20 protein-coding genes and 1 pseudogene are annotated in these 26,531 nt (G+C 51.6%); 5 read left to right on the top strand and 16 right to left on the bottom strand.

Annotation, left to right across the window (positions count from 1 at the left end):
- Positions 1–54 precede the first annotated feature (54 nt).
- From Q6A51_RS16625 to Q6A51_RS16610, 4 genes are all read right to left on the bottom strand, one after another.
- Positions 55–1,863 (bottom strand): putative bifunctional diguanylate cyclase/phosphodiesterase, encoded by a 1,809-nt coding sequence (locus Q6A51_RS16625; RefSeq protein ID WP_304575298.1) that lies wholly within the window; start codon positions 1,861–1,863, stop codon positions 55–57.
- 219 nt (positions 1,864–2,082) lie between these two features.
- The gene (locus tag Q6A51_RS16620) at positions 2,083–2,757 is read right to left on the bottom strand and encodes a hypothetical protein (protein WP_304575297.1); all 675 of its coding nucleotides are present in this window, start codon (positions 2,755–2,757) and stop codon (positions 2,083–2,085) included.
- A gap of 78 nt (positions 2,758–2,835) precedes the next feature.
- Positions 2,836–3,339 carry a GAF domain-containing protein gene (locus tag Q6A51_RS16615; RefSeq protein WP_201005589.1) on the bottom strand — a complete coding sequence of 168 codons (504 nt, stop codon included), beginning with the start codon at positions 3,337–3,339 and terminating at the stop codon, positions 2,836–2,838.
- A 190-nt stretch (positions 3,340–3,529) separates the two neighbouring features.
- Positions 3,530–4,174, bottom strand: a complete 645-nt coding sequence (locus Q6A51_RS16610) for a hydrolase (RefSeq protein WP_201005588.1) — start codon at positions 4,172–4,174, stop codon at positions 3,530–3,532.
- Positions 4,175–4,333: 159 nt separating this feature from the next.
- Here Q6A51_RS16610 and Q6A51_RS16605 point away from each other — a divergent pair, with 159 nt between their 5' ends.
- The 3 genes from Q6A51_RS16605 to Q6A51_RS16595 all read left to right on the top strand — a co-directional run bounded on the left by Q6A51_RS16605 (position 4,334) and on the right by Q6A51_RS16595 (position 6,708).
- Positions 4,334–5,218 (top strand): LysR family transcriptional regulator, encoded by an 885-nt coding sequence (locus Q6A51_RS16605; protein ID WP_201020132.1) that lies wholly within the window; start codon positions 4,334–4,336, stop codon positions 5,216–5,218.
- 156 nt (positions 5,219–5,374) lie between these two features.
- Positions 5,375–6,172, top strand: a complete 798-nt coding sequence (locus Q6A51_RS16600; RefSeq protein WP_304575296.1) for a hypothetical protein — start codon at positions 5,375–5,377, stop codon at positions 6,170–6,172.
- A gap of 176 nt (positions 6,173–6,348) precedes the next feature.
- Positions 6,349–6,708, top strand: coding sequence for an I78 family peptidase inhibitor (locus tag Q6A51_RS16595; protein ID WP_304575295.1), 360 nt, complete (start codon positions 6,349–6,351; stop codon positions 6,706–6,708).
- A gap of 18 nt (positions 6,709–6,726) precedes the next feature.
- Here the strand turns inward: Q6A51_RS16595 and Q6A51_RS16590 are convergent, their stop codons facing one another.
- The 3 genes from Q6A51_RS16590 to Q6A51_RS16580 form a co-directional block, all read right to left on the bottom strand.
- A complete protein-coding gene (locus Q6A51_RS16590) occupies positions 6,727–7,473 on the bottom strand; it encodes an NADPH-dependent F420 reductase (RefSeq protein ID WP_304575294.1) in 747 nt (248 codons plus the stop codon).
- A gap of 39 nt (positions 7,474–7,512) precedes the next feature.
- A complete protein-coding gene (locus Q6A51_RS16585; protein ID WP_201020136.1) occupies positions 7,513–7,956 on the bottom strand; it encodes a MarR family winged helix-turn-helix transcriptional regulator in 444 nt (147 codons plus the stop codon).
- 152 nt (positions 7,957–8,108) lie between these two features.
- The gene (locus tag Q6A51_RS16580) at positions 8,109–9,200 is read right to left on the bottom strand and encodes a tartrate dehydrogenase (protein ID WP_201005584.1); all 1,092 of its coding nucleotides are present in this window, start codon (positions 9,198–9,200) and stop codon (positions 8,109–8,111) included.
- 87 nt (positions 9,201–9,287) lie between these two features.
- On the opposite strand from Q6A51_RS16580, the gene Q6A51_RS16575 reads away from it, so the two are divergent.
- Both Q6A51_RS16575 and Q6A51_RS16570 read left to right on the top strand, forming a co-directional pair.
- Positions 9,288–10,205, top strand: a complete 918-nt coding sequence (locus tag Q6A51_RS16575) for a LysR family transcriptional regulator (RefSeq protein ID WP_201020137.1) — start codon at positions 9,288–9,290, stop codon at positions 10,203–10,205.
- A 182-nt stretch (positions 10,206–10,387) separates the two neighbouring features.
- A pseudogene (locus tag Q6A51_RS16570) lies at positions 10,388–10,492 on the top strand (PDDEXK nuclease domain-containing protein); the annotation flags it as partial.
- On the opposite strand, the gene Q6A51_RS16565 reads toward Q6A51_RS16570, so the two are convergent.
- The 9 genes from Q6A51_RS16565 to Q6A51_RS16525 form a co-directional block, all read right to left on the bottom strand.
- On the bottom strand, positions 10,493–11,068 hold the full coding sequence (locus Q6A51_RS16565) for a hypothetical protein (protein WP_201020192.1): 576 nt from the start codon (positions 11,066–11,068) through the stop codon (positions 10,493–10,495).
- Positions 11,049–12,317 carry a PAAR domain-containing protein gene (locus Q6A51_RS16560; RefSeq protein ID WP_304575293.1) on the bottom strand — a complete coding sequence of 423 codons (1,269 nt, stop codon included), beginning with the start codon at positions 12,315–12,317 and terminating at the stop codon, positions 11,049–11,051. Before Q6A51_RS16560 ends, Q6A51_RS16565 begins: the two co-directional genes overlap by 20 nt.
- A 184-nt stretch (positions 12,318–12,501) precedes the next feature.
- Positions 12,502–12,729, bottom strand: coding sequence for a DUF6124 family protein (locus Q6A51_RS16555; RefSeq protein ID WP_371874974.1), 228 nt, complete (start codon positions 12,727–12,729; stop codon positions 12,502–12,504).
- A 486-nt stretch (positions 12,730–13,215) separates the two neighbouring features.
- Positions 13,216–14,007, bottom strand: a complete 792-nt coding sequence (locus tag Q6A51_RS16550; RefSeq protein WP_304575292.1) for a nuclease-related domain-containing protein — start codon at positions 14,005–14,007, stop codon at positions 13,216–13,218.
- 883 nt (positions 14,008–14,890) lie between these two features.
- Positions 14,891–15,439, bottom strand: a complete 549-nt coding sequence (locus Q6A51_RS16545; protein WP_304575291.1) for an SLATT domain-containing protein — start codon at positions 15,437–15,439, stop codon at positions 14,891–14,893.
- 26 nt (positions 15,440–15,465) lie between these two features.
- The gene (locus tag Q6A51_RS16540; RefSeq protein ID WP_304575290.1) at positions 15,466–17,328 is read right to left on the bottom strand and encodes a phospholipase D-like domain-containing protein; all 1,863 of its coding nucleotides are present in this window, start codon (positions 17,326–17,328) and stop codon (positions 15,466–15,468) included.
- A 42-nt stretch (positions 17,329–17,370) separates the two neighbouring features.
- Positions 17,371–21,027 carry an AAA domain-containing protein gene (locus tag Q6A51_RS16535; RefSeq protein WP_304575289.1) on the bottom strand — a complete coding sequence of 1,219 codons (3,657 nt, stop codon included), beginning with the start codon at positions 21,025–21,027 and terminating at the stop codon, positions 17,371–17,373.
- A gap of 723 nt (positions 21,028–21,750) precedes the next feature.
- Complete coding sequence (locus Q6A51_RS16530) at positions 21,751–25,557, bottom strand: hypothetical protein (RefSeq protein WP_304575288.1); 3,807 nt, start codon at positions 25,555–25,557, stop codon at positions 21,751–21,753.
- 272 nt (positions 25,558–25,829) lie between these two features.
- Positions 25,830–26,159, bottom strand: a complete 330-nt coding sequence (locus Q6A51_RS16525; protein WP_304575287.1) for a hypothetical protein — start codon at positions 26,157–26,159, stop codon at positions 25,830–25,832.
- Positions 26,160–26,531: the final 372 nt, after the last annotated feature.

Here is a 26,531-nt window from a genome sequence, read left to right as displayed (position 1 = left end):
AACGATTTATGTTCTGAGCGGTTATGAATATGTAATCTAAGGTTATAACCGTTTTTACAGGTTTTGCGCTTCGGGTGCCGTTTCTGTTGCGCCTAGCATGGTTTGATTGGGTTGCAGCCAACTCAACAGGGTATCGGCTTCCATGGGCCTGGCAATCAGATAGCCTTGCCCTTCATCACAACCCCACTGCCTGACCAGCTTGCGGATGGCATCGGTTTCGATGCCTTCGGCCACCACGCAATACCCCAGCTTCTTGGCCAGCCCGATCAAGGCCTTGACCAGGCGCTGGTCCGCTTCTTCAACCGTCAGGTTGCGCACCAGTGACTGGTCCAGTTTGACGGTGGTCGCGGGCAACTGTCGCAGGTAGTTCCAGTTGCTGTAACCCGTGCCGAAGTCATCGATCGCAATGTGCATACCCAGTTCGCGCAAGCGTTCAAGCTGGCTGCGGACCTCTGTCGGGTTCTGCATCAATGCGCTTTCGGTGAATTCAAGCTCGAAGTGCGCAGGTGAGATGTCATGTTTTTTCAGCAGCCAGATCACCCGATCAGTGAACACCGGCCCTGTCAGGTCGTCGGGCGTCACGTTGATGGCGACCCGGATATCGAAACCTTTTTGCTGCCAGCTTGCGGCCTGCTCAATGGCTGTCTGCAATACCCAAAGGCTCAAGGGCCGCATGAGGGCGGTCTTTTCTGCCAGTGGAATGAATTCGGCAGGGCCGATTGGCCCCAGCGTCGGATGGACCCAGCGCAGTAACGCCTCGACGGATGTACAGGTGCCCGAAGCCAGATCGATGCGAGGCTGATAAACCAGCCTCAGTTGATCGTGAGCATGCACGGCGCTGGTCAGTGAGCCGAGCAACTGGAATGACCGCTGCTGAGTCGCATCCATGTGAGGCTCGTACAAGGCCCAGCCCGTACGGCGGGCGCGAGCATCGTCAGCGGCGCTGATGACCAGGCGCACCCAGTCCTGCTCCGTAGCCTGGCTATCCAGAGGCACAATGCCCAGGCCGACCTGCATCTGCACCGGAATGCCGTGGCATATCACGGGAGATTGAAGGTCTTCGATGATGGCGCGATAGATCGACTCATCCGGCATGTCGCCAGGTAATTGAAAGCCGAAGCGTGTCGGGCTGATCTTATACAGAGGGCAGCTTGACGGCAGCATGGCTTGCAGACGATTTCTCATCGCCACGACAAGATCCTGAGCAAAGCTGTAGCCCAGCGCCTTGACGATATCGTTGAGGAATTCGGGGGTAATCATGTCGACGGCCACCAGGCGCATCTCTTTACCGGTTTTCAGCGTCAGAAGAATGTCTTCTTCAAGGCGCAGACGGTTATAGAGCCCGGTGGTCTGGTCGACGAAGCAACTCAAGCGCAAGTCGACGATACGCTTCATGACCAGCGCGGCCAGACGCTTGAGCATCCGCGCCTCGCGCTCGCTCATGGGCGCACGGGGAACCGTGTCGATGACGCAGAGTGTGCCCAGCGCGATACCGTCCTCGGTAATCAGAGGCGAGCCCGCGTAGTAGCGAATGCCCGGTTCCCCCGTGACGAGGCCGTTATCCTTGAAACGATCATCAAGGGTTGCGTCGACAACCTCCAGCGAGCCATCGCTGAGAATCGCGTAGGCGCAGAACGAGACGTCCCGTGGCGTTTCCTGAGCTTGCAGGCCAAACCGGGCGCGGAACCACTGTCGATGTTCGTCGACGATGGAAATCAACACGATGGGAGCCTGAAAGAACTCGGCGGTCATCGCCACGATTTCTTCAAAGACATCATCCACCGTGTTTTCGAGCACGCACAGTTCGGTAATACGTAGCAAACGTTGCGTTTCGTTCAGCGGAATAGGGGCGCCGGTGCTCATAGAACTCAAGAATCCACAGGTAGTGACTATTTGCCACTATGCGTGGCACTTTATCAGACAACCGCAGATGTTGTTTTGATCGCACGGCAAGAAGGTTTTCCGGCAAAAAAATATTTTTACCTCCAGAAGCCCTCCAGGACTTGCGGGCCGTGGCCTGCACCAGGAGGAAGGCCGTCGGCGTGAGCCTTACCGTTCGTCGACGAAATCGGGTGCTGGTCTTCAGTCCTTGAAAGGCTGATTCTTGTCCTGCGTAGCGACGTGAACCTCCTCCAGGACCAGTACCACTCCGGGGAAGTGGTTGATGTCATTACTCCATGACTCCTTGCCTGTTCCTGAAAAGGTGCAGGCATAGGAGATATTTTGCTGCTTATCGCCGTTGAACTCATTCTGACTGTGCAGCCATTGCTTGAGTTGTCCCAGCAAATCATCGCCTGTCATGCCTTGAACCTGTGCTTTCGGCAAGAACGGCACGATAAAGGTCGCCGCGAAATGACGGCTGGCTTCTCTCTTGAGAGCTAGCGCATCCCTTCTCGCCAATACCATTGCCGCCTTCACTACATCCGGCCCGCCGACCAGTTGCCAGGCATGTTTGGCCTCGAATGCGAAATCTTCGTGCTTGTTGCTGATATAGAGATCGCAACGCCCACGTCCATCTGTTTCGGGTTTATCTATGTCCGAGTTCGCGGGGCGATGCTTGCGCGTGGGGTATTCCTCAAGTGCCACCCAACCGAGCGACCAGGCCGCACCGGCCAGCGTACTGACATTGGCGCGCTCGTTATGCCACCAGCAGTTATCGTTATCGAGCATGTCGACATAGCGTTTGACTGCCTTCAGCCATGCGTCCAGTAATTCCTGAATGAAAGGGCAGTTGCTCTTGCGTGAAGTCCACTCCATGGATTTTCTCATCAGTTGAAGGGCAGGTTTATCGCCCCGAGAGCCGCGACCGCATAAGCGCAAAACGAAAGCAGCGGATTAACAACTCATCTCGCTCTGGCTTTCCAGCAACTGTTCATGCGCATACAGCGTGCTGCCCAGCAACGTGCAGAAAACCTTCAAGGTATCGACAGTCTCTGGATTGCCAAGCTTGGCCGGCAATGGATCAAGCCCGCATAACGTGCCGAAGAACACGCCATTCGGAAAAATGATCGGCATGGAGAAATAACTCTGGAAACCGTAAAGCTTCGGCACGGGATGGTTGGCATACAGAGGGTCTGTAGCCACCTCGTCGATCAATACGGTATGGCGGCTGGCGCGTATTTCATTGCAGATGGTGGTTTCAATCTCAAGCTCGTGACCGGGCTCGACACCGAACTGGATTTCATCGCAGACCGCGCAGGCGGTCCAGTTGGTTTCCGTCACTTTGGCGATGGCAGCAAATCTTAAACCGGTCAGCCGCGTCACCAGCTTCAAAAGGCTGGATGTCGCTTCTATTTCACTGATTACGGCCAGTTCTGCAGCCGTCAATTTGCTGTTCAAAATGCTGTACTCCAAGGCAACGATGTGGTCGAGCCTGATGATCTTTAGTGTGCCGTTTCGGCTGGGATTGATCGTGACATATTTACTCAAAGGCTTCATGGCTTATTGAGGCCATGCGACAGACTGCCATGGCAAAAACGGCAAATGCCGGCGGGTCATCAAGACGCGCCGGCAGGGTTGCAATCGAGTATCAGGAAACGGTCCGTTGCGGTGCCTTGTGAACCATGGTGTAGGCATAGTCGACGCCCATGCCGTAAGCACCGCTGTGCTCCAGAACCAGCGCCATGACGGCGTCGTAAGTTTCCTTGTGTGCCCAGTCACGCTGGTACTCAAGCAGCACTTGTTGCCAGGTCACCGGAATCGCGCCTGCCTGAATCATGCGCTGTACCGACATGTCATGAGCTTCCTTGGTCGTGCCGCCCGAGGCATCGGTGACGATGTACACCTCGTAGCCTTCAGCCATGGCTTCCAGAGCCGGGAAGGTCAGGCAGACCTCGGTCCAAAGTGCCGCGATGATCAGTTTCTTGCGACCGGTCGCCTTGACCGCTTCCACCAGTTTCTTGTCTTCCCAGGAGTTCATCGAAGTGCGCTCGATGGGCTGCTGATCGGGGAACACACCCAGCAACTCTGGCCAGATGTAACCGCTGAAGCTTTCGGTTTCTACCGACGTCAGGATGGTTGGCACGTTGAACAGCTTGGCGGCCTTGGCCAGGCCTACGGTGTTGTTCTTCAGTGTCTGGCGGTCGATCGATTGTACGCCGAAAGCCATTTGTGGCTGGTGGTCGATCAGGATCAGAGCAGAGTTGGTCGGGTTCAGCAGTTCGAGTTTGGACATGATGATTTCCTTTCAAGTTGATTAGTGCGAATCGTTAATGAGTTAGCCGCTTTGCCTGTCTGGCGTTTGCTTGCTGGCTTGGGAGTAAATTTACGGGCTAGCGGTTATCGAGACAATTCCCTAAAATCGAGACTCATTGTTTCCAGATAAGGGACATTCATGGATCGTATCGACTGCATGCGCACATTCGTTGCCACAGTGAACGCCAATGGCTTCGCAGCAGCGGCTCGTGTGCTGGATGTACCTCGCTCGAAAGTCAGCAAGCAAATCCAGGCTCTGGAAGAAAACCTGGGCGTGCAATTGCTGTTGCGGACGACGCGCAGCCTGCATCTGACTGAGGCGGGGGCCGAGTACTACGATGCCTGTCGTGAAGTGCTGGCGTCGCTGGATGAAGCCGAGCAGCGGGCGCGCAGTGGGCTGGGGGAAGTGCAGGGTGTACTGCGGGTCAACGCGCCCATGTCATTCGGGCTGTGCCGACTGGGACCATTGATTCCCAAATTCCATGAGCAACATCCCAAGGTGGAGCTGCAACTGGTGTTCAGCGACCAGCAGGTTGACCCGGTCAAGGGCGGCTTCGATGTGACCATCCGCATTGCCAGCCTCGCGGACTCTTCCATGGTCGCCCGCCATCTCGCCCCGGCGCCCCGCATGCTGGTGGCTTCACCCGCTTATCTGGCTCGTGAAGGAACCCCGCAAGTCCCCCGCGATCTGGCGGCGCATCAATGCCTGAACTATGGCTACCTGCAAAGCGGCGTCAGCCTGCAACTGAGCAATGGCAAGGAAACCCAGAAAGTCCATGTCACTGGCCCGCTGCATGCCAATAACGGCGACCTGTTGGCACAAGCGGCTGAAGCCGGCATGGGCATTGCCCTGCTTCCGACCTTCATTGTCGAAAAAGCCGTGGAGCAAGGACGACTGATCCCCGTGATGTGCGACTGGCAGGCCCCGCCGATCTCAATCAATGCGGTGTATCCGTCCGCCCGACGTGTGCCATTGAAGACACGGGCGTTCCTGGATTTTCTGGTGCATGAGTTGAGTGATTGAGTTCGCCCAGAGCAGATGCAAGAGACGGTGCAACACGTCGTTTTATTGAATCGACTTATCCCTGCATAAACAGCAACTAAAAACTTGCTTCTTCAAGGCTTGGAACTGAACATGGCGCGCCGGCATTAAGCCATTACTTAGAGAAGGGAGTTGTAAATGCGCACCGTTTCGCTGTTTCTGGGGTGGATATTTGGCGTAGTTTTGATTTTTATTGGCCTCGTTTCGTTTGGCGGAAATGCGTTCGCAGCTTTGCTGATTCTGATCTCTGGCGTGATTTGCCTTCCTGTTGTCAGAGGGAAAGTCCAGGCCAAAACAGGAAAGGTAATAAATGGTTGGGCGGTGGTCAGCGTCGTTTTTGTTTTGGCGACCACAGGCGTGATATTGGCCTCGAAGACACTGGAAAAAAGCATTGCTGAGAAAGGCTTTGTTTCTGCGCAAGAGTACCGTGAGGCTAAAGAAAATGGAGCGACCACCAAGGAAGAGTGGGACAAGATAAAAGAAGGTGTCCATGCCCAAAAAGCGCTGGTAGAAGAGGCCGCCAAAAAAGCAGCCCTGGCGAAAGAGCAGGCTGATAATGCCGTTGCTGAAAATGCGAAGAAAGAATCCGAAGCCAAAGCGCTGGCAGAAAAGCAGGCAAAGGATAAAAGCGATGAGAAGTGCCGGCTTGATGTTACCTGCTGGGGTGAAAAGCATTTCGTGGCCGCATCCGTCTTCTGTAAGACCCCCATCGAGAAAATGGCGCAGTATGATTTCAAGTGGACCGACGGGGTGCTGGAGCCAAAGTTCACCCGCTATAAGTGGGCGGATAGAGACCGTGGCGTGATTACTTACTTCGGCGACAAAATCCAGTTCCAGAATGGTTTTGGCGCGTTTCAGAATCACATGTACTCCTGTGACTACAACACCCTCACAGAACAAATCGTGAAAGTTAATGCCCATCCGGGAAGGCTGTAATCTCGCTTCCTAGTGCATAGCGGAAAACACAAAGCCTGCCGAGTGCAGGTTTTGTGAGTTCCACTCAACGAATCGAAGAATCATCCAGCGAATGTACTAGGGCGGTTGTGGCGGATATCAGCGGTGAACTGATCACTGAATACGATGTCTTATAGCCACTTCGGAGTTTTGCCCTTATGGAAAAAGTCATTCCTTTCAATATCGTGAATTCATTTGCCGCAGGAGCTGTTTGTCTGCTGTTGGCCATGCCGGGTGGGCACTCCTTCGCCAGCGAGCAGCCCATCGATCGTGGTTATGGGGCTTCTGAACCCTACAAGGGAAAGATGACTGTATACGGCTGCTACGCTGCACGAGCCTCCTCCATGCTGGGAGAGGAGTTCACCGCTGAAAACAGAAAAACCATAGAGAAACTCGCGCGCGCACGTGGCTCTCGTGTCGTTTCAAGTGGTGGACCCCGAGACCTGAGTTACAGCCCGCTCCGGCTGAATATCGAGGTCAACGGGCAGAACCGTATCGAGGATATTACCTGCGGATGACCCTGCAGCACTCGCGACCTAAAGCAAAACACTCCCCGTAATCGCTCTGTTTCGGGCCACTACATGCTCATGGCTGAGCGTGCTTGTGGCCGACATGAACTCTTTCAACAAAGCCTCGCGATTCTGCGCAGCACTTTCCTTTGCGGCTGCGTCGAGGGAAAGCTTCAACTCCTCGACCGTCAATTCAGTGCAGTAACCCGGAGTGCCCGGTTGCTGACGCCAGGAGTCGATCAGGTTGCCCGAATCCAGCGCGTCGAACCCCGTCGCTTCCACCAGCTCCAGCGCGATTGCCTTTGCCTTGGCCTCATCTCCTGCAACAGGAAGGGCCAGGCGCGACGAGGCTCCGGCTGGTTGACCTTTATCCGTCAGGGTTTGCGCCAGCAGTGCATTCCACGCTTTCACAACCGGGCGACCAATCTGCTCGCTGACCCAGACGCTTTCCGGTTTGCCGCCTTCGATTTCCTCTATCGCGCCGTCGCGAAATGGATAGTAATTGGACGTGTCGATGACCACGATATCGGCAGGCACCTGGCTGAAAAGGCTCGCAAGGCCTCGATACTTCGCAAAAGGGATCGAGACGATAACGACATCCACGCCCGCAACCGCGTCTTCCTTGCTGACAGCACTGACACCGGCCTCACGGGCGAGGTCCTGAATGGAGTCTGGTCCCTTTGAGTTGGCGAGCTTTATCTCATGCCCGCTGGCAGCCAGCTTTCTGGCAATGGTCGCGCCAATGTTGCCTGCGCCGATAATTCCAATCTTCATCTATTCATCCTCTTCACAAGGGGGAAGGCGGCTCACCCTTTATTCACAGGCGGGCCGTGCGAAGTCGTTGAGCGTGTCGCGAAGTGCTTCCAGCCCGTTGTCGGTCAACTGGCAGGCAGTCTTGATCTTGTCGGTGACGGCCCACAGCTCTTCGCGCAGCGCTTCCCCGGCATCGGTCAGGGCGATCAGTACGCGACGTTCATCGTTGCGGTCACGGGTGCGAGTCACCATTCCTGCGGCCTCAAGACGCTTGAGGAGCGGGGTGATAGTTCCTGTATCCATCGCGAGCCGGTTGCCAAGGTCACCCACGGTTCTGGGGGCGTCATTGAACAATTCCAGCATCACCAGATACTGGGGAAACGTCAGGCCCAATGGCTCAAGAAAGGGTTTGTGGAGACGGACCATTCGGTTGGCTGCGCCATACAAGGCGAAGGACAGTTGAGTCCCCACTTCGCGACGTGTTGCTGATGTGCTCGCGGTCATTACTTTATATAGCTCGCTACTATCTAGTGTGCTAGACAATATCATGATCGAATGAGCGAAGTAAGCTGCCGGATGGAAGAATGAAGGATGAAGAGGGAGATCCAAAAAATGATGTGCTCGCCAGCAATCTGCACTGGCGAGCACTTTCGCGCTTACTCTGCCCGGCGCACCTGCTCCTCGATGGCCTTGCCCAGCGTAACGGTCGAACCCGTACCGCCCAGATCCGGCGTCAATGGCGCATGCTCCGGCCCTTGCGCCAGCACGGCTTCAATCGCCGACAGTACGGCGGCCCCGGCCTCTGCATGGCCGAAATGCTCCAGCATCATGCCGCCGCACCAGATCTGCCCGATCGGGTTGGCGATGCCCTTGCCTGCAATGTCCGGCGCCGAACCATGCACCGGCTCGAAGAGGCTGGGGAACGTCCGGTCCGGGTTGATATTGGCCGAAGGCGCAATGCCGATGGTTCCGGTACAGGCCGGCCCCAGATCGGAAAGAATGTCACCGAACAGGTTGCTGGCCACCACCACATCGAAGCGGTCTGGATGCAGCACAAAATGCGCCGTGAGAATGTCGATGTGATATTTGTCGACCAGCACTTCGGGGTACTGCTTGCCCATCTCCACGACGCGGCCGTCCCAGTACGGCATGGTGATAGCGATGCCGTTGGACTTGGTGGCTGAAGTCAGATGCTTCTTGGGGCGACTCTGCGCCAGGTCGTAAGCGTACTTGAGGATGCGGTCGACGCCGACGCGCGTCATCACCGTCTCCTGGATTACGACCTCCCGCTCGGTGCCCGCAAACATGGTGCCGCCGACGCTGGAATATTCGCCCTCGGTATTTTCCCGCACCACATAAAAGTCGATATCCCCCGGCTTGCGACCGGCCAGTGGCGCTTTCACGCCGGGCATCAGGCGACATGGGCGCAGGTTCACGTATTGATCGAAATCGCGGCGAAACTTCAGCAAGGAATCCCACAGTGAGATGTGGTCCGGTACGACATCCGGCCAGCCGACTGCGCCAAAGTAAATCGCGTCGTATTGCTTGAGGGTTTCAAACCAGTCATCCGGCATCATCTTGCCGTGCTCAAGGTAATAGTCGGCGCTGGCGAAATCGAACCAGTCCCATTGCAGACCTATCCCGAACTTCTCTGCGACGGCGTCCATGACGCGGACGCCTTCGGGCATCACTTCCTTGCCAATACCGTCTCCGGGAATGACAGCGATCTTGTAATTGTATTGAGTCATGGCATCGGGTCTCGTGCTTGTCAGGTGGTGCGCTCCAGTGTATTCATTCGTCCATCAAGCACAATTTGGCTTACGGGAAATCCATTCTTGAATTCAAGTAAAGAGTTGGCCACCAACACCGATGACCTCAGCTTCTTCAATCGCGTGGCGACCCACGGCAGCCTGACCGCCGTGGCCAGGGAGCTGGGTCTGTCACTGCCCGCTGTCAGCAAACGCCTGACCCAGCTTGAACAGCGCCTGGGCGTGCAACTGATCCGCCGCACCACCCGCAGGCTGGACCTGACGCCTGAAGGCGTGATCTACCTGGAAGGTGCCCGGCCAATCCTGCGTCAACTGGAAGAACTGGAAAGCGCCCTCGACAACCGCCAGCCGGTGCTGCGAGGCAAGTTGAGCATCAATGCATCGTTCGGCTTTGGCCGACGCCATATCGCGCCCCTGCTGTCCGGGTTCGCCGCCCAACACCCGCACCTGGAACTGTCGCTGCAACTCTCCAGCCTGCCGGTCAACCTGCTGGATGCAGGAATCGACATCGACATCCGCGTGGGCGAACCACCCGACTCACGATTGATCGCCCACCACGTACTCGACAACCCCCGCATCCTCTGCGCCTCACCTGCTTACCTCGAACGCGCAGGCACACCCCAGGACGTCGCCGACCTCGCGCAACACAACTGCATCGTGCTCAAACAATACGGAAGCGACTACGCCATCTGGCGCTTCACCCGCGACGGCCGCGAATACAGCCAGAAAGTCACCGGCACCCTGTCCAGCAACGACGGCGAAGTCGCCATGCGCCTGGCCCTGGACGGCCACGGCCTGATCCTCCGCTCCCGCTGGGATGCCCAGCAACACCTCGCCCGAGGAGAACTGGTTGCAGTGCTGCCCGAGTACCACGCGCCGAGAGCGGATGTTTATGTGGTTTATCAACATCGCCAGCACGTGCCGCAGCGGATATCGGCGTTTACGCGGTTTTTGGCGAAGAATCTGGGAGAAAGGTTTTTGTAGGACCGGATTTCACGGGCGCAAGCGATCGGGATTTTCTCGGAAACTTCGTTCAAGGGACAGAGACGGGGCTGGCTGGTGAGGAGGGCGGAGGCTGCTCCAATATGCTGGGCAGTGACTTCAGGCCATTCCGGTATGACTGCAAGCAGATGATGGAGTATTCGCACTGGTCTACAGCGCCAGGCAGCAGGCAATTTCGCATGCGTCAGTTCTACGATACCTATCGCGTCGAGGAAAAAGTCGCACCACTGGCGCGACAATTTTCTTGGTCGCATAACCTGATCATCTTCTTATTGCGCAGCCGTACAGCTCTTGGCTGCAGCCTGAAGCGCCTTGGCGTAATCTACGTAGATATCCGGATCATAGGGTTCAATCGTCACGGTGAATTCAGACTTTCCGCCGAGGCCGATTGCTTGGTCTACCTCTACAGCCCATGACCGGCCAGCGTGTTGGGCAACCAGATAGAAAGCATGGGCATTCAAGTCGCTGTTTTCATCCAGTGCGGAGTAGAGGTAACGGAGGTTTTTATACCAGCCGCGAGTACCCGTTATGGCTTTCAATGCTTCCTTGGCAGGCTGCTCGTCTGCTTCTTCCAGAAGTGCATTCCCAATGGTGAGTTTTCCGGCATTCTCCAGCTCGGAGAATGGCACCGGCAGCGGCTCACGACTGACCAGCCGTGAATACTCACAGTCGAACACCCATCGACCGGTCTTCACGTAATCGTCAGCATAAATCACGACACCGTTACCCAAATCCGTTTTGTATACGCTCATCATCACCTTGAACCCGTAGTAGCTCGCGACCAGTAGTAGCGGCAAGAAAATGGCTGTTGCAATCCAGAAGACCTTACTTCGGTAGAAACTCAAAGTAGCCTCCTGGTACGCCAATGGGGGTGTCGCCAGAAATCACTGGGTTAATTGTCCCCATGGTCTGGTAGGTGAACTTGAATTTTCGGTGATGCATACTTCTCTCATCCTTCAGTGTGTTCCACTTCCTGCACCACGGATTGTCCGACGTGCCAGTGCTAATGCCGCACAGCTTGCCTAACTGGCGCTCTTCAAACGAACCCCAGGTATTCTTGTAGTCCGAGCGCCGGATGAAAGCGCGTACCTTGATCTGTAAATGATCCGCCAGCAATTGCGCCAAACTCTCGTTGGTCTGCGGGAAAAACTGGATGCCATCTTCTATACGGTACTCGGAGAGGTTGCCCATGCCAGTTCGACAGGCATAGCTGTCAATTTGCGCCGCGCTGGAGAATGCCAGGACAGAAATATCTTTGTAATTCAGCACATCAAGAGACATCTGCGGGTCTTCGACGAGTTGATAGCCGAAGGCAATCCGTTGAGGCACGCCATGGCTAAACAGCGACAGGTGTTCGATGGGTGATTGATTCCGGTCTTTGCCGCGATTCAAGTATTCAATCAGCTCCTTGGCATTCGCCACGCTGACATAGCCCGCTCCATAGGCCTTGGCAGAGTTGCGTGCTGCGCTAAGCATCTCGGTGCTATATGACGGGGTGAACACTATCAGCGTCCGTGTCAGGTCGCTTTTGTTGCGTTTGAACCCGGCAAGTTCACTCACGGCCTGGCCGATAAACATCATCTTGTTGCCCGAGCCAGTGTCGTGCTGGCTGCCGGCAACGGCGATCAACTCTGGAGTCAAAGACTCCTTGGCGACTGTTGAGGATGATCTTCCCGGTTGTACCAGAGCGCCTGACAGCAAAGCACGCTGTTGTAGGTGCGGATCGGCCAGCAGTTCGGCCATTAGCTGATCATCCACAGAACCATCCGGGCGCACGGCTCCGAGCTTGGCAAAGTCAATGATGGCCTGAGCTGTCGTACCACCATACTGAAAGCCGCCGAAGGTATCTGAACTGCCTGAGATTATGGTGCCGCCATGGCTGGTGGGGCTGCCCAGATAAGCCAGCGGTCGATAGTCAACGATGATGGAGGCAAAGCCTGTAGTGATTACGGCACCGCAACCACAAACATCACCTACTCGGGCTGCACCCAGGAAGTTGATTCGGGTGTCGGGTGATGCAGAAACGATAGGCGATGTGCCGTGGCCCGGGATGGGACAGAGGTGCATATCGCCAAGACGAGCTGTTGGAGTCATACCATTCCTTGGTGACAGTCGAAGTGGGGCGAGACTATAACCGCTTTGAGTTGCGCAACTTTTTGCGCAGTCTGGCTGGAGGGCATGCCCCGCAAGGCGTAGAGGTCTTTTCAATAATAATGTGTTGGAGATTTTTCCAGCGAAATTACAAAACCTGCGCAATGCAGGTTTTGTAATCCACACATCAACGAACCGAAAGATCTTCCAGCGAACGATCAACCTCAGCCTTGGCCATCTCCACCAGATGGACGACAGACAAGGCCAGATGCCGATGCGAACCACTCAAGCGGTCGCCGCTCTCATAGGCTGTGGCAGCGGCACAACTCAATAGCTCGGAAGCACGCACGAGAGCATCTTCAAGGTAGCGAGGGGAGAGGTGACAGGGTGGATCAGGTGTGATCTTGAGCATCATGTAACTCCAGTCAGAAATGGAGCCGCCATGCTCGCGACTAAACGATGGGTGGCGGCCATGCGCAGGTTAGTCGACCGGAGACTGGTACCCGGCGCACCCGAAGGTGCCCTACGCACGGCCACCATAAAATGCAGGCCATAAAAAGCGCCTCGCAAAAGGTGGCGCAGTGCGCCAGTCATCCCGGGCGACTAAACCCGTTCGCTGAATATGCAGCGACGGAGGCAGAGTAGTGACCGGATTTCACGGGCGCAAGCGGCTGGGATTTTCTCGGAAATTTCGCTCAAGGGAAAGGGAGGCGTCTTGCTATTGGGGGCTTTGGGAGCTGATCTTTTGCCTGTGCTGTGAAGATTCGATCTAGTCTGTTCCGCATGCGCCAGTTTTATGAGGTCTACCGCACCGGGTGAAAAGTCGCACCACTGGCGCGACAATTGTCCTGATAGTACAACCTAATAATCTTCAACCAGAGGAAACGTCTGGAGCGCCAGTTCAAAGCTGCGCTGTTCTAGTGCCGAGAGCTTGCATGGTCCGGCACTTGGGAAAACCCGAGCATCCCCAAAACTGTTGCCCCGCTTTCGCACCCGACTTCACGGTACGAATCAGCAGCGCGTTACCGCATTTCGGGCACTGTCGCTCGGCAGTCGGGTCACTTCGTCGCTTGAGGTTCTGCACATGCTCACGGTGAGTCGCAAGAGCGGGAGCGCGGCGGCCTGTTTGCAGCGATTGCAGCATGGCGTCGACTTCAGCCTTGCTGAATACCGTCTGCTGGAACGACTTGATGTAACGGATAAATCCAATGCCTTGAGTGACATTGGCAGGCATTTCTGTTTTGAAGGTACTGCCGCCAACAAAGGTAATGACCGAGTGCAGATACTCAGGGCTAATGCCCAGCGTGGCTTCCAGAGCCTTGATGTGTTTGTAGTTCTGCCGCAGCGGGTTCTGGAATTTGAAAGTGCGCTTGTAGAGTTTCTGCGTCCACTGCGCCTGTTTCTCGCTGCCGAAAATCCAGCCGCTCATGTTCTTCGTTTCCAGCACGAAGATGCCGTAGATCGAGAGGAATACGTGATCGATCTGCGTGGTGCCGTCTGGCGTATTCAGGGTGACATTATGCACGCGACGGTAGATTTGCTCGTCCAGATGCCGATTAGCAGCGAAGCGTACGAGAAGTTCGCCGATATGCCCTTTGGCCCATGGTGATTTGAGCAGGGCAAGCAGAAGTGCGAACAGAATAAGCCAGCCCAACACGCCTGATACCTGGGCGATGACAGGGGGGAAGTCCATTTCTCAACCTTTCAGAAATCCTGTGTTCTGCGGATTTTATCGAAATCTGGAGTGGTGGCACGATAATGTTGCTTCGGTTTGAGGGCGTGTTTGCATGAGATTCGGGTTGTAGCGATCTGATCGCGTTGCTGCTGCGTTGTTCTTTGAGTAATGCCAGTGTGTTTTGTCAGTAGCTCAGACTTCTCGCTGCCTAGATGCTGCTGAGTATTTCGGTGCTTGAAGAGATTGCTGAGTTGGCACCGTTTAGCTGTTGTTGGCGAGAAAAATGGCGCAGTTTTTAGAACAGCGCCATTTTTGAGCGGGGATGTGGCGCAGTTTTCAACGCTCTGAAAGCTGCACATTGTCCGAATTTCAAGCACAAAAAAGACTCCCTAAGGCGTCTTGATTTTTCTGATTTGGCCGGGGTAATCTGAACCTGTGTTTTATGCTATTGATTATCATCATAAATATTCATTTTAAATTCTGATTGGAATACCAATTGGAATACCTCAGGAGTTAGCAATGCTATGGCCCGTCGTTTGTAATTGATCTGACAATCTTGCTTCGCACCTATGATTAGCGATGATCTTGTCACAAACGTCGGGACACAGGGCGTGCCCGACAAATCCTGACCTGGCGCATGAAGCTTTGCGCCAGTCGCGCATTCTGAGTGGCTGTCTATCCAGGGCCACGAGAGCACTGTTCGGTGCTCTTACGTGATTATACGGTGCGTTACTTGAACATGACTCTTTCTCAGAAAGTGCCATGCTTTTTCGTCCATGTATCAGTGAAATAGAGAAGATATTATTTATCCAATTATGTGAAGATTTTCTGAGTTTAAACTAAGAGGAAAAGCTTGAAAGGACTTAACATCTTTTGAATGTAACTATCCTCGCTGAGGAGCTCATCCTAGCTTTGTACTCCAAGCGTACAAACCTGCAATTATTGGGGCCGCATATAGAGAACAGGTGATAAGGACTCGTGCTGTCAGCCATAGACAGGCCTGAGCTCTTTCAAAATTTGTAGGAAGCCTGCTGGTGAGCCCTTGAGAGAAAACGCGCGCAATGCGATCATCTATTTCAAAATGGTTTTCGGATTCAGATAGAATGTTGTGGTATTGTATTTGATGATCCGCTGCGGTACCAATGTTATATTGAACGTTTCGATACAGCTTATGTAGCTTTAAATAGTTGTCGCGCATCAGCATGGCTCGACCACGAAAGTCTCGATTAGCTACTGCAAGTGAAACTCCAAGTAAAGCAACAGATAAAATAGTTCCAAGAATATCGGTGTTATCTCCCATTACTTTAGGGTAACGGACAGTCAGTACTGCAAGTATGGTGCTTAATATAGCATACCAGACAAGTAGGAGCTGCGCGTGAAAATCTAGCCACGCCAATCTCTTGTGGGCCTGAATACGTGCTTTGTACGTAAACCATACATTATCTTTCATATTGCTTAGCCTTAATTGATAAAGTGTCAGATGTTTTGAGGATTTAGTGCGCTAAAGGTTTTTTGTTCTAAATGAGCTTTGTAGAACTCATCTTTTATTTCCTTGGCGACGCCTGGACTCTCAATGTGAATTCCAATTTCGTCAAGATCGTCTCCGTATGCCGATGCAGAAAGCCAGTTTAAACTTGTAATTACGGCATTGTCATCATCCCATGTTAAGATTTTAGCATGTGCCACGGGATTAGATATTTTACTGATTTTTATGTTTAGTTCTTTGGTTGCGTTTGATATTGCTTTTACACCATCGTCTCCTAACCCACCGCATAACTTACTATAAAATATATTGGCTTCAATTGTTCGATTGCTGTTGGTGGATGTAATGATTGGCGAGATAATTGGTCTTTTTGCTATGTGGCTAAATTGATGGCTGCATATAAAAATATCCTTTCCGGCACTGTCTCTTGCTTTTCTAACGAGGTCATAATGGTCGTTTTTCAGTACTAAGCGCGCTGATGCACTGGGGGCGATAGAATGAGAAGTGTCCGTAGTATCATGCTTTAGAGAATTAGCGAGTAGCGAAAGCTCTCTACTGAATAAGTTAGATACTTTCGATGTGCCGCGTGCCAAATCACTAGATATTTTCACGACTTCCGCCACAATATTTTGGTTGGAAAGCTTTACCGATGCCTCGAAGAGATTGAAGTTGCTATTTAACCAATTGCAGGAGCCAAGCAGTGCAATATATACTTCAGGATCTTTGTCGTATATGATAAATTTTGAATGTGATTCAGTAGGTTCTAAGTGAATGTTGATTAATGTATCCAAGCCTTCCAGATAAATTTGCTCTATTAAATTAGAAAGGCATTCTCTAGTTGCTTGGTATGATTTTAGAGCACCTTCCTCAGTCGGCTCAACTTGACCCCATAGAATGTCAATTTTCACAGAGCGTCTCGCTAAAGTGAAAATAGAATTAGATATAGAACTCAAATTGTTTGTATTGATGAATGTGGAGTGAATTATCAATCTGGTTTTGGCTTCAGTTAACGCCTCGTTAAGTGCGGATTTATGTTTGTCAGCTCCAAGAACAAGCTCGTATTCGTCTTCTTTTAATATATGTGTTGTGTAACCTTTACTCCTGTTCTTTCCTTGGAGGGTATATGTGCTGGCCTGCTTGCCGCTTTGGTGAATGGCTGTGAGTAGCTCTAGTTTTTTATGTGCGGATTTGATGATTTGTTCACATAGTTCTGATGATATGTTTGGAGGAGCGTTTCCTATTTTGTCAGAATCATCTACCGAGATTAGTGCATACTTAGTATGGTCTCGGGAGATTCGGATATAGGAATCGTCTATCGCGATAATTTCTTCGTCACGATCTGATACACAGTTAAAAATATCGCTGTAACTTGCCTCCGTAATCATGGTTTTAAATTCTAGAATTACAATAGGGCTATCTTTTGATTGAATTAAATCGTCGATTCTTTTTTTGCTGTATAGCTGAAATGTTTGCTGCCTATGCCCTGTGCGGTAGCAATCACCAGTGCTGGGATCAATTATATACTGCCTAGTTGAAATTACGGGTTCTTTATCTAATGGGAGTTGTTCTAATTTTGCAACCGCTGCACCTCGATCAGTTGCTCTAAATAAGTATTCTGAATCGGTATTTATGAGTTCTAGCCAACCGGCTTTCATGAGTGGGATTAATATTTCAATGATCAACCTTTTGGGAAGGCACGATGATTTTGATAATTGATCGGCTGATGTATCGAATTTCACAATTTCTTGTAGCAATAGATGGTCAATCGCTCCCCAGCGTTGCCCTTTTAATATTTTGAACCTTTGTTGTTCATGGTGAAAAGGTACGACGATATACACAGTTGGACGTTGATTCATGTTTGACAGTCATCCTTGCTGAAATATTGAGTTTTTTGGCGGTTATAATGGGGAGGTGGCTTTGCTGGTGGTTATGTCTGAACATTTAATCAGGCTTAGCTTTCCGCTCTTCCTCAGGTACTCAAGGTTTGCTACGAGGCGTGGTAAAAAATCCTTGATATTAGTTAGATCATCTTGTGAGTTGTATTTGTTGTAGTCCCCACCCCAAGCCTTCAATAAGCTGTACGATCCAACAATAATAAGCTTGTAGCGGGCCCTGCTAAGTAAGACATTCATTCGCCGCTCATCTGCTAGGAAGCCTAGAGCGCCTCTCAGGGTGGCATTTCCGTTATTTCTGACAAGAGAGACAATTACGATATCTGCTTCGCTCCCCTGAAAAGCATCAACGGTGCTACAGAAATCAGAATGATCATCTGATGGTTTGAAACCTACGAGATGAGAGAAGGCTGTTTTTAAATTACCCTGTGTGTAAATTGTCCTTGATATTCTGCCAACCTGTTCAGAGTACGGGGAAAGGATTGCAATTTTGGCTGGTGATTTAGAGTCAGGATTGGGGGTTAGTAATTTCAATATGGAAGAAATGATATTTCTTTCTTCAGCGTTATGCCAGCGGGGGAGTTGCTCGGTTTGTTTCATGTGTTTTGTTGTTTGAATATCAGGCATGTCAATCCAAGTCAACGGTGCTGAATCTGACAGTTTTTTAGACTCGTTAAACAGGAATGGTAGTGGCTCCTTTGATTCAGTGTAATGCTTTTCCCTGTCCGGGTTGGTTTTTAGTTTTCCTTTGTAAAAAACTCGAGAGATTAGCTGAGCTATATCCGGGTGCATTCGGTGTTGGAATTCGAGCATGCTTCCTATGGCAACTCTCCCATTTTCAGAGCCGTATCTCTTTTTATGGAATTCTTTTTCTAATATTTCGTCTTCTACAAGACTTTGGAATAACATAAAATATCTAGATGCTGATCTACCTATTTTTGTAATGCTTTCGTTGGAGAAGTCCATATCGTCGAGAAAAGACTTCGCTATAGAACCCCGAACCTTGGGATGCAAAATGTACTCGCTATCTCGTAATATAGACTTCAATTTTAGAGGGTCAGAAAGAATGGCAGTGATTTCATTAGATCTATATGGGGGAAGCTGCTTATGGTCTCCAATCATCAAGCGTCGATGAGAAAGCAATAATGGACTTATGAGTTCTAGTCCGGTGACTTTTCCGGTCTCCTCCATGATTGTCCAATCGAACTGGGCTCTATCATGAATCATTCGCTCTACTTGTTCGGAGTTAGTTGTTGAAAAGACCATATTTGCGCAGCGAAGCAACTGATTTATTAGCGGATAGCGCTTGTAAATTTGACCGCTAAACATTTGACGAACTTCGGACTTTATGTCGGCTGAATCTGAATTGAGGTAGATCGAACTGTTCATAAATTTTTTTAGAAAGTTTTTCGATTTCTCATCGGCGTCAATTATTGAGGTTTCATCGTTTTTGTCCTGTTTGCTACAACGTATTACAATGAATTCTTCGTCGTCTTCTTTTTTTAATGATTTGCAAACTTCATGGTAGAGATGCTGTACAGTCGAATGGCTTTGTGCGGTTAGCAATAGTCTACTATCTGCTTCGTGTTCAAACTGTTGTTTTACTAAAGTAGAAACGAGAAAGGTTTTTCCGACCCCGGGTGGGCCTTGAACTAAATAAAGAGGGAGTGTTGAAAGGATTTTGTTGAAAGCACTCTGCTTGGATTCGTCCAACTCCTGCATTAGTTCTGGATTGGGGAGAGTGGGGTTAAGATGGGTTGCATGTTTTTGAGGTGTGATCAAAACGTCTAGCAGTTCGGAATGGCAGGCTAAAGTTTCTAATGCTCTAGTCCTTCTGCTCAGCTGACGAAGGGTGCCTTGTAGCGAGTTCGGTGCAATGTAGTAGTTAGGTTGATAGGGTAATTGAGTTCGAGAGGTGAAGGTGTAGGTAGTCGTGCCGTCTTCGCTGATATAGGAGTCAGTGAATGTTAGTATGGTTTCCTCTTCCTCTTTACCGAAAACATTTCCGCTAGCCAAACTCCAGATCAGTGTCTCCAATTCACTCTCGTCTCGTTTTAATATTTTTTCGAGACGAGTTGCAGGCGGTTCAAGGTTCAGGGATTTCGTTAATCGCTCAACCTCTTCCGCAAATTTACTGCATATATGAATCAGCCAGTTTTCCCCATCGGCTTCCGCTCTGATTATCTCTATTGGGAAAATATCAGCTCTTGCATATGCTACCTCTGTAAGGTGGCAAGCAATGAAGCCATTGATGAGGTCTTGTTGCTCCAGACTTTTTAGTGTTTCCTGATTTTCAAACTTATTGAATACACTGACCCAGGAGTTTTCCTCTTCGCTTGCTTTCCCATCGCGATATTGCTGATATGACTCTTTTATTGAAATTATAGTAATTTTGTTGCTGCCTAGTGGCAAGGATTTTAGGTTTTTATTTGATCTTTTTGGTAAGTCAGTGTGCGCATGATAACATACAGCAAACTCCCACGTTGACTCGTCACTATATCTATCGGGCTTAAAGGCTTCCAGTTGGTAAAATAACTGGCTTCCTTTTAAGTAAAAAGTAGGTTCTGGTTTGTCTGGGGTCGAAACTTTTAAGATTTGTGAGGAGTCTCGTATATCATCTTCGACAAATTTTTTTAGTTCTGTTGTATTGGTTTTGTCTAATGTGATTCCGTATTTTAATTTGTATATGTCTTGGATTTTCGACGTTACACTGTTTTTGTTTTTTGCTGCGTCCGGGTTTTCTGAAATTTTCAAAGCTAATTTGAAAGGGTTTGATGATCGTGAAGCGTTTTTTTCCAGTGCATCTATTATTTCAATGACGGTATTTTTTACAAAATTCCCGTCTAGATTTTCAAAGTTTGAGTTGGGTCGAAAAGGTATTATACCTAATAGCTTTCTGATAAAGGTAATCTCGATCAGCATTAAGCATGATTGCTCAGATATTTCTCTGGCTGGTATTCGAGCGTCATTTAGCTTGTCATAATCTATATTAAGTATTCTGGAAATGACTTTGCCTAGATCCTTCCAGTCGTTACTAAAGGAGTGGATTGCTTTTTCGGATGAGTTTTGTATTTTTTCAGTTGAAGAATTTACTAGCCCTGGTACCCGCATTGACCACTCAAAGCCGGTAAGTTGAAAGTCTCTTCCGTCATGGTGCAAGGTGGAGCTAGTTAAGATTGCTTCTTCATCAAGTTGGCGATGGAGCAAACCTTGTGTATGCAATATGTCGATGGCATCAGATATTCTAATTATGTTTTTCCAGAATATTGATCTGGATGAAGGCTGCTTTAGTTTTTTTACCCAGTGTGGTCTACGTAGCAGTATTCTGTTGTTTAATATTTGTGATAATGGAATTCTTTCTTGTGCGTCCAGTACTAAGTAGAAGCCGTTAGTGTCCCGTCCGTGCTCAACCAATGTTGCAATTAGATCCTCGGCACCGGGGTACCCTTTTAATCTATGAAGTTGGCGAAGCTCATGTAGCCAAATTGCTTCAACTTCGTTGTCTTGTATCTGTTTCGATCTTTTCCAATGTTTTATTAAAAAAAGTTCGCCATTTTTTTCAGCGCTATAAATGCTTGGTCGGCCGGAGAGGTCATGTGGGGAGCTTAGAGGGTGTTCGTCAATTTCATATAAACTAAGAAAGTTTTCTTTCACAGAGTCCATAACCAGTTCCATTGAGTTGGTCTGAGAACAGATACCCTATCAGAATGGATAAAAAATGTAGAGGCCTAATGCCACTGTGTTGCACCATGACTCTTCTATAGAGGCTTTCGTAGCTAGCGTTGATCAGTTGCCCAAGGATAGGGGCGACGGAATAGATGAGCTAAAAATGCTTGCCCTACCTGTCAGGACAGGCTAGGGGTCACACCTCATACCGGACGCCCGCATACTATTAATGTGGAGCACCATCTCTTTCGATAGGACAACCCCGCGGACGCTTATTCCTATTCCATCTACTTTTGAATAGCGCACTCATTTTCTCGCTGAAACAGCTATCACCACTCATCTCGGTGCCTTTACCTAACTGATAGGCATTACGCGCATAACGCAGCAAAGGCATCTTTCAGTCGACTTCAAAATGGTACATGCTTTTTTGACACGGTCTGGGCCAAAGCAGTCAGGTGCGAGCAGTTTCTACCGGATAGAAGTAGGCCTTCGGTTGAGCACGCATGCTAATGCCGTTTCCAGCTCATATAGCATCGACTACAGCTATTCGCTCTCGTCGGGATGCTTGAGCAAAGGGACCAGAAACGCAATCCGAACAACCTAGGTGTCCTGTGGGGTGAATTCTGGATGGCACTGATCACCCAGAACCAGAGTGGGCACTAGCGAGACCCTTCTATTGAGCCTCGGTGATCGCTAGAGGCACGACGTAAGTCCCGCCCTTCAGGTATGGCTGGTTATGAGATCCGCCGATTCAATATCGGCGACACCATACGGAAAACGATCAGAGCTGAGCCATGCATCCAAGGTGTCAATTTGTACAAAACGCGTAGGTACCTCATACGGAGGAAACCTCAACCAAAAATGCATGTCCTTAGAGACGTACAACTCCGTCACTGAGAACGGCTTGTCCGCAGGCTCAGGCCACCCAAGTAATGCCCGCAGCACGTCCTTGTTCTGAGCTAGGAAGTTGCGCCGCTTTTCGATTTTCCCCAGTTGGCCAGAATCGCTGCCGCGCCCAAAAATCCGATCCCGCAGTCGTCGTGTGTCCTTTAGGCAGAACGCCGGTTGGTTGTACTTGCACTCCACGGTCAGCCATTGATTCTCCTCCGGCCGATACGCTAGTACGTCGAAATCCCCCACATCCGGAAATTGGTGCTTCGGAAAGCGGTACTTAAAGTCTACGCCCTTGATCGCGTAGGGCATGGCACGAGTACAAACTTCATGCGCACGGTTCTCCAGACCATTTTCAAGTTCTTTCTTGAGTTGGCCGACCGCCGCACGTACAGCCGGCCAGGGGTAATCGGCCGGCAGATAGCCTGCCGAGATTGATCCTGCCCAGATGCGTCTTGTCCGCGCCACTGCCGCCGCCCCCCATAACACTAGGCCGCCAGGCAGTTCAATGAGTGGGCGAATTGTGTGGCGGCTACCACGCTTGGAGTGCTCCCAGACCGGAACATCGTCTTCAGTGACATCCCTGCCTATAAGACGCCAGGCTTGGTCGGGCGTGAGCAGCAGGAACTCAATTACCTTCAGCGCAATTTCCAAAGGCATTTCTGGATAGATGTCCACTATCTGCTCCGCCATAACTTGCCGGTCGCAGATATAACCACAAGCAAGCTCTTGCGCGCCGCCGCCTGACACCCACTGTATGAGTGTCGAGAGTACCTGCAGCATATGTGAGTATGTGAATCGAAGGTCTTTCGCGAAGGCCGCGTCTAAGAGCTCCATGTACGCTTGCGTCGATAGCTCCGTCGTGACCTTATCTTCCTCCGCGACGTTGATACCCAACCGCAGGGCTGCCATCTCCAGCCCAAACACTTCTTCCTGCGAGTTACGCTCTTCTGAGTAGAACACTTCCGGGACGTACTGGTCGCCCACTCGCAGACCGCCTACGTCAATACCATGGTGTAGGACATCGCTCGCGCCGTATAGAACAAAGAGCCAGTCGACCATAGCCTGAATGGAAAGGACCGTTTCGGCACGTACGGGAGAAGCTTGGGGAGAGGTCAAAACTAGCGCGCTCTCCAGTAGGTATCGGTAATTTCTGCTTTCGCGGACGAACTTCCCATGAGCCTCGGCTAGAGTTTCCTCCCGGTCAAAGTCAACCTCATGGCGAAGGCTCTGCGTGACTCTGAGTTCGTCGCGGTCATACGAAGCGATTAAGGCGTCGTATTGCTCAACACAGTAGCGCAATAAGCTTTCGCGATCTAACGTGCGAATGCGCTGGTGTACAGCGTCCCGATAAGCAGATCGGGCCGGATTGATCAGCGCTTTGGCGGCATCAAGCGTGTAAGTTCCCGGGGTAACACCTTGCGCTTTCAGCAAGATAGCAAGATCACGCCGAGCTACTTTGTAATCTTCAGTCCTTGGCACTTGTGGCCGAGTGAAGTCCGGTACATCCACCACGCGTTGCATGTGGTTTAGGGTAAAACGTGGCGGACGACCGGCTGTGCCCGCCAGCGCTTGGCGTAGTTCTGACGGCATAGGCCTACCCAGTAATGTGAATAGGTACTCTACAACCGCCACTGCACATGAGACCTCGAAACGCGCATCTTCTGCATCTTCCAGGTCTTGCACCAGCTTCGCTAAATTAACAGTGAGACGCGCTTGGTAGCTGGATACTCCCGCACCCGGAATTTCCTCCCAGTCCGTGATGAGTGGCATAGCCACTGCCCGTTGAATCTGTTCATCCTCTACGGAGGCCAACAGGTCGTTAGCGCTGAAGCAATGCAGATTGATCCGTCGCAAGGGAAGTTGCAGGAACGGAGCAATAATCGACTCACGTTCGGCGATGCTATCTGCTGCGCAATGCACAAAAAGTTCAAGCAGCGATCCGTCCTGCGGCTCCAGGCCAACGGCATCAACATCAAGGATAAAATGCAGGGTGGTTGTTCCGATCACCGACGACCATGCGAGTTTGGGAGCATTTCTGGCAGTTAGGAGTGTCAGCGAACTCACTCCCTTGCGTTCATGTGTCTCCCAAGCACTGTCCTCATCGGGAAAGAAAAGTGGCGCTTGCTTCCAGAACTTTTTGAGTTTTTCGTAACGCCACGAAGCGCCCCAATGTGGGTCCAAGCTCAGAAAGTTCGGGACCAACGCGCCCTCGATTATCTGGGCATGGGCGTCACGGAAAGATCCGAACAGATCACCCAAGTCGCTAAGTGCACTGCCACCAAACGCTTTCAAGCCATCAACGTAGATCCAGAACCGCGCCAGTTCTTCCACCGACTCAACCGAATCAAAAATCGTACACGCATCCACTAGGGACATCAGTTGAGCGTCAGCACTCGGTGGCTTGATCATCGAGGGCCCAGTGGAAACGTGGGTGCTCACTAGTAAGACTTTCACGGTCGTCGGACCATGTATTGCACCTTGCGCATCGCAAAGTCGGAAACCTTCGGAGGTTCCGACGATCTGGAGGCCCCAGTCCCTATCCCGCATGACACGGCGCATAGCGGCCACTGCCTTGCCGATCTGTGGCAGTTGGCCAGGCGGCACGGGCACCACTAAAAAGTTGTGTGGCCCGTCGGTGAGGACGGCCGCGATGGGTAGCGGCACGCGCTCACCGCGAGACCGCAGCAGCAACGGACCGGTGAGGCATAGGCTCTTGATTCGCTTGGCTAGATAGGCCCCCAATCGCGCAGCGACCCGGGCCGGAGCATCCTGCGCAACCTTGGCCCATGAATCGATCACGACCGTTACCGTGTTGCGCAGGGACATTGCGCGGTGCGTACCGTCGATACTGACCGCCAACCAAGGTAGCACTGTGCCGGTCATCACCGCATCGCCGAAACCGCTTGCGTCCTTCCAGGAGGCAGGTTGTCCCAACTCCACGACGTATCGACCCTGAAACTCTCTGTCTGACAACTGCTTCAACGCCGGAATGACGACTTCCCAAAAAGACGCGGGCGGCACCTCAACGTGTCCGGGAGTGGGTTCGTCTGTTTGATCGCCACCATTCCTTGGAATCAGTTTAAGGAATTCATCCTGTAGCCGGATCGCACTTTCCAGATCGGCTTCGGCCTGAGTACCATTCCCGTGGCAGATGCGGAATGCTTCAATATGGTCGACGACGCGCTGCACTGGACCTCCGTGCAGGATAGCAACCGCCTCCTGTCCGAGGAGAACCTTTACCTCACCCCAGTCCTCCTCCGGCACGTAATCCTCCAGCATGGGAACATCCGGCAAAGCCTCAATCAATGCGCCACACAACTCTGAGAACTCCTCATAAGTGTTCATGCGGGCGGGCGAGAAACTATTTTTCGGCGTAGACACCAATAGGCTAAAGGCAAGTAGGTGCTTGACTTGGCTCGCACGATTCGGCTGCCAGAGGTCCGAGACGTTCACGGCCATCAGGGCATCCCCCGGATGGAATCGTGTGAGAACCTCGCGCACCCGGCCACAAGAGACTTGGAAAGCGTTGTCAAATATCTTCCGCCGTTCGGCCATCGCCTCCTGCATTTCGGCCGATAGGTGTGGCTTTTTGGCTGGCACTCGATTCGACTTCTTGTTCTTCTTCTTGCTCAATTGCCTTCTCCTTGTGTCCCTGTTTGGCCGACCCATCAACGGGTAAATTGCCCCGCGCTCTTTAGACACATTTGACCGTCTACCTCTGGCCGGTTTCTGCCCGTCGCTACCCTGGGTTGCGGGGAGGGCTAGCGTTCAGTTAGGTATCGGGCCGTTGAGCGGAGTGCGAATGTGAAAACTTGTCTGCGATCCGATTACTGTCCTTGCCGCTGAGGGATTCAACCGACAGAAGCTGGTTGGAATTCGGTTTAACGGGAAGTTAGCGGGGTCACTTACATTGACTTGACCGATACAACTTCCACAAACCTAAATTTTTTCTTAGCAGCCCTTATGGCTTCTTGCTCCGCAACTAGGGAGCTCAGTGTATCGGCCTCATGCACGATTTCGTGCATCTTGCCTTCGAATTCATTCCCCACCCTCAGTGTTACTTTCAGCCTGGGAGTAACGGCTTTTGAAAGTTTTTTCTTCTCTGCCTTTACCGGCTCCTCGATCACGACGTCCGGAACGGTGTCTTGCACGTGTGAGTTAATCACTAATGCAGGGGTCTCAGACTCGCCGAATAGCGCCCGACGCATTTCTTCTTCCATCAAATCTTTATTCATACCGTTTATCGAGAGGATTTCAGGTATAGCGTTACAAATTCTATCAGTGTGCTCGGATTCGGTAGTGAAAAGACGCTGTGTGGTATTGGGTCCGCTAGAACTTCTAGACACCGGCGGGCATTAGTTTCTGCTCGGCGCGTTCATTCGGATGCGGCGCTTATTGACACTCGTGCTTGTGTTGTCGCAGCTTCACATTTACGCTTTGCTCCGTCGCGGTCAATCCCGCGACCGGGCGTCAGAACCTGAATCAAAACCAAGGCGCGGTTTCTCCCATTCCGCACAGCCAGTGCTTCGTGTGCTAGCTGCTGCTTTTCTATGGCGAACCGTGCGGGGCAGGCTTCGGCCTGGCCGGTTCCTTGGTTTCCGGTTTCT

The sequence above is a fragment of the Pseudomonas serbiensis genome, from assembly GCF_030580745.1.
In the GTDB taxonomy this organism is placed as follows: Bacteria; Pseudomonadota; Gammaproteobacteria; order Pseudomonadales; family Pseudomonadaceae; genus Aquipseudomonas; species Aquipseudomonas serbiensis.
Note: the sequence above shows the minus strand (reverse complement) of the source record. Positions and strands in the feature narration are given on the sequence as shown.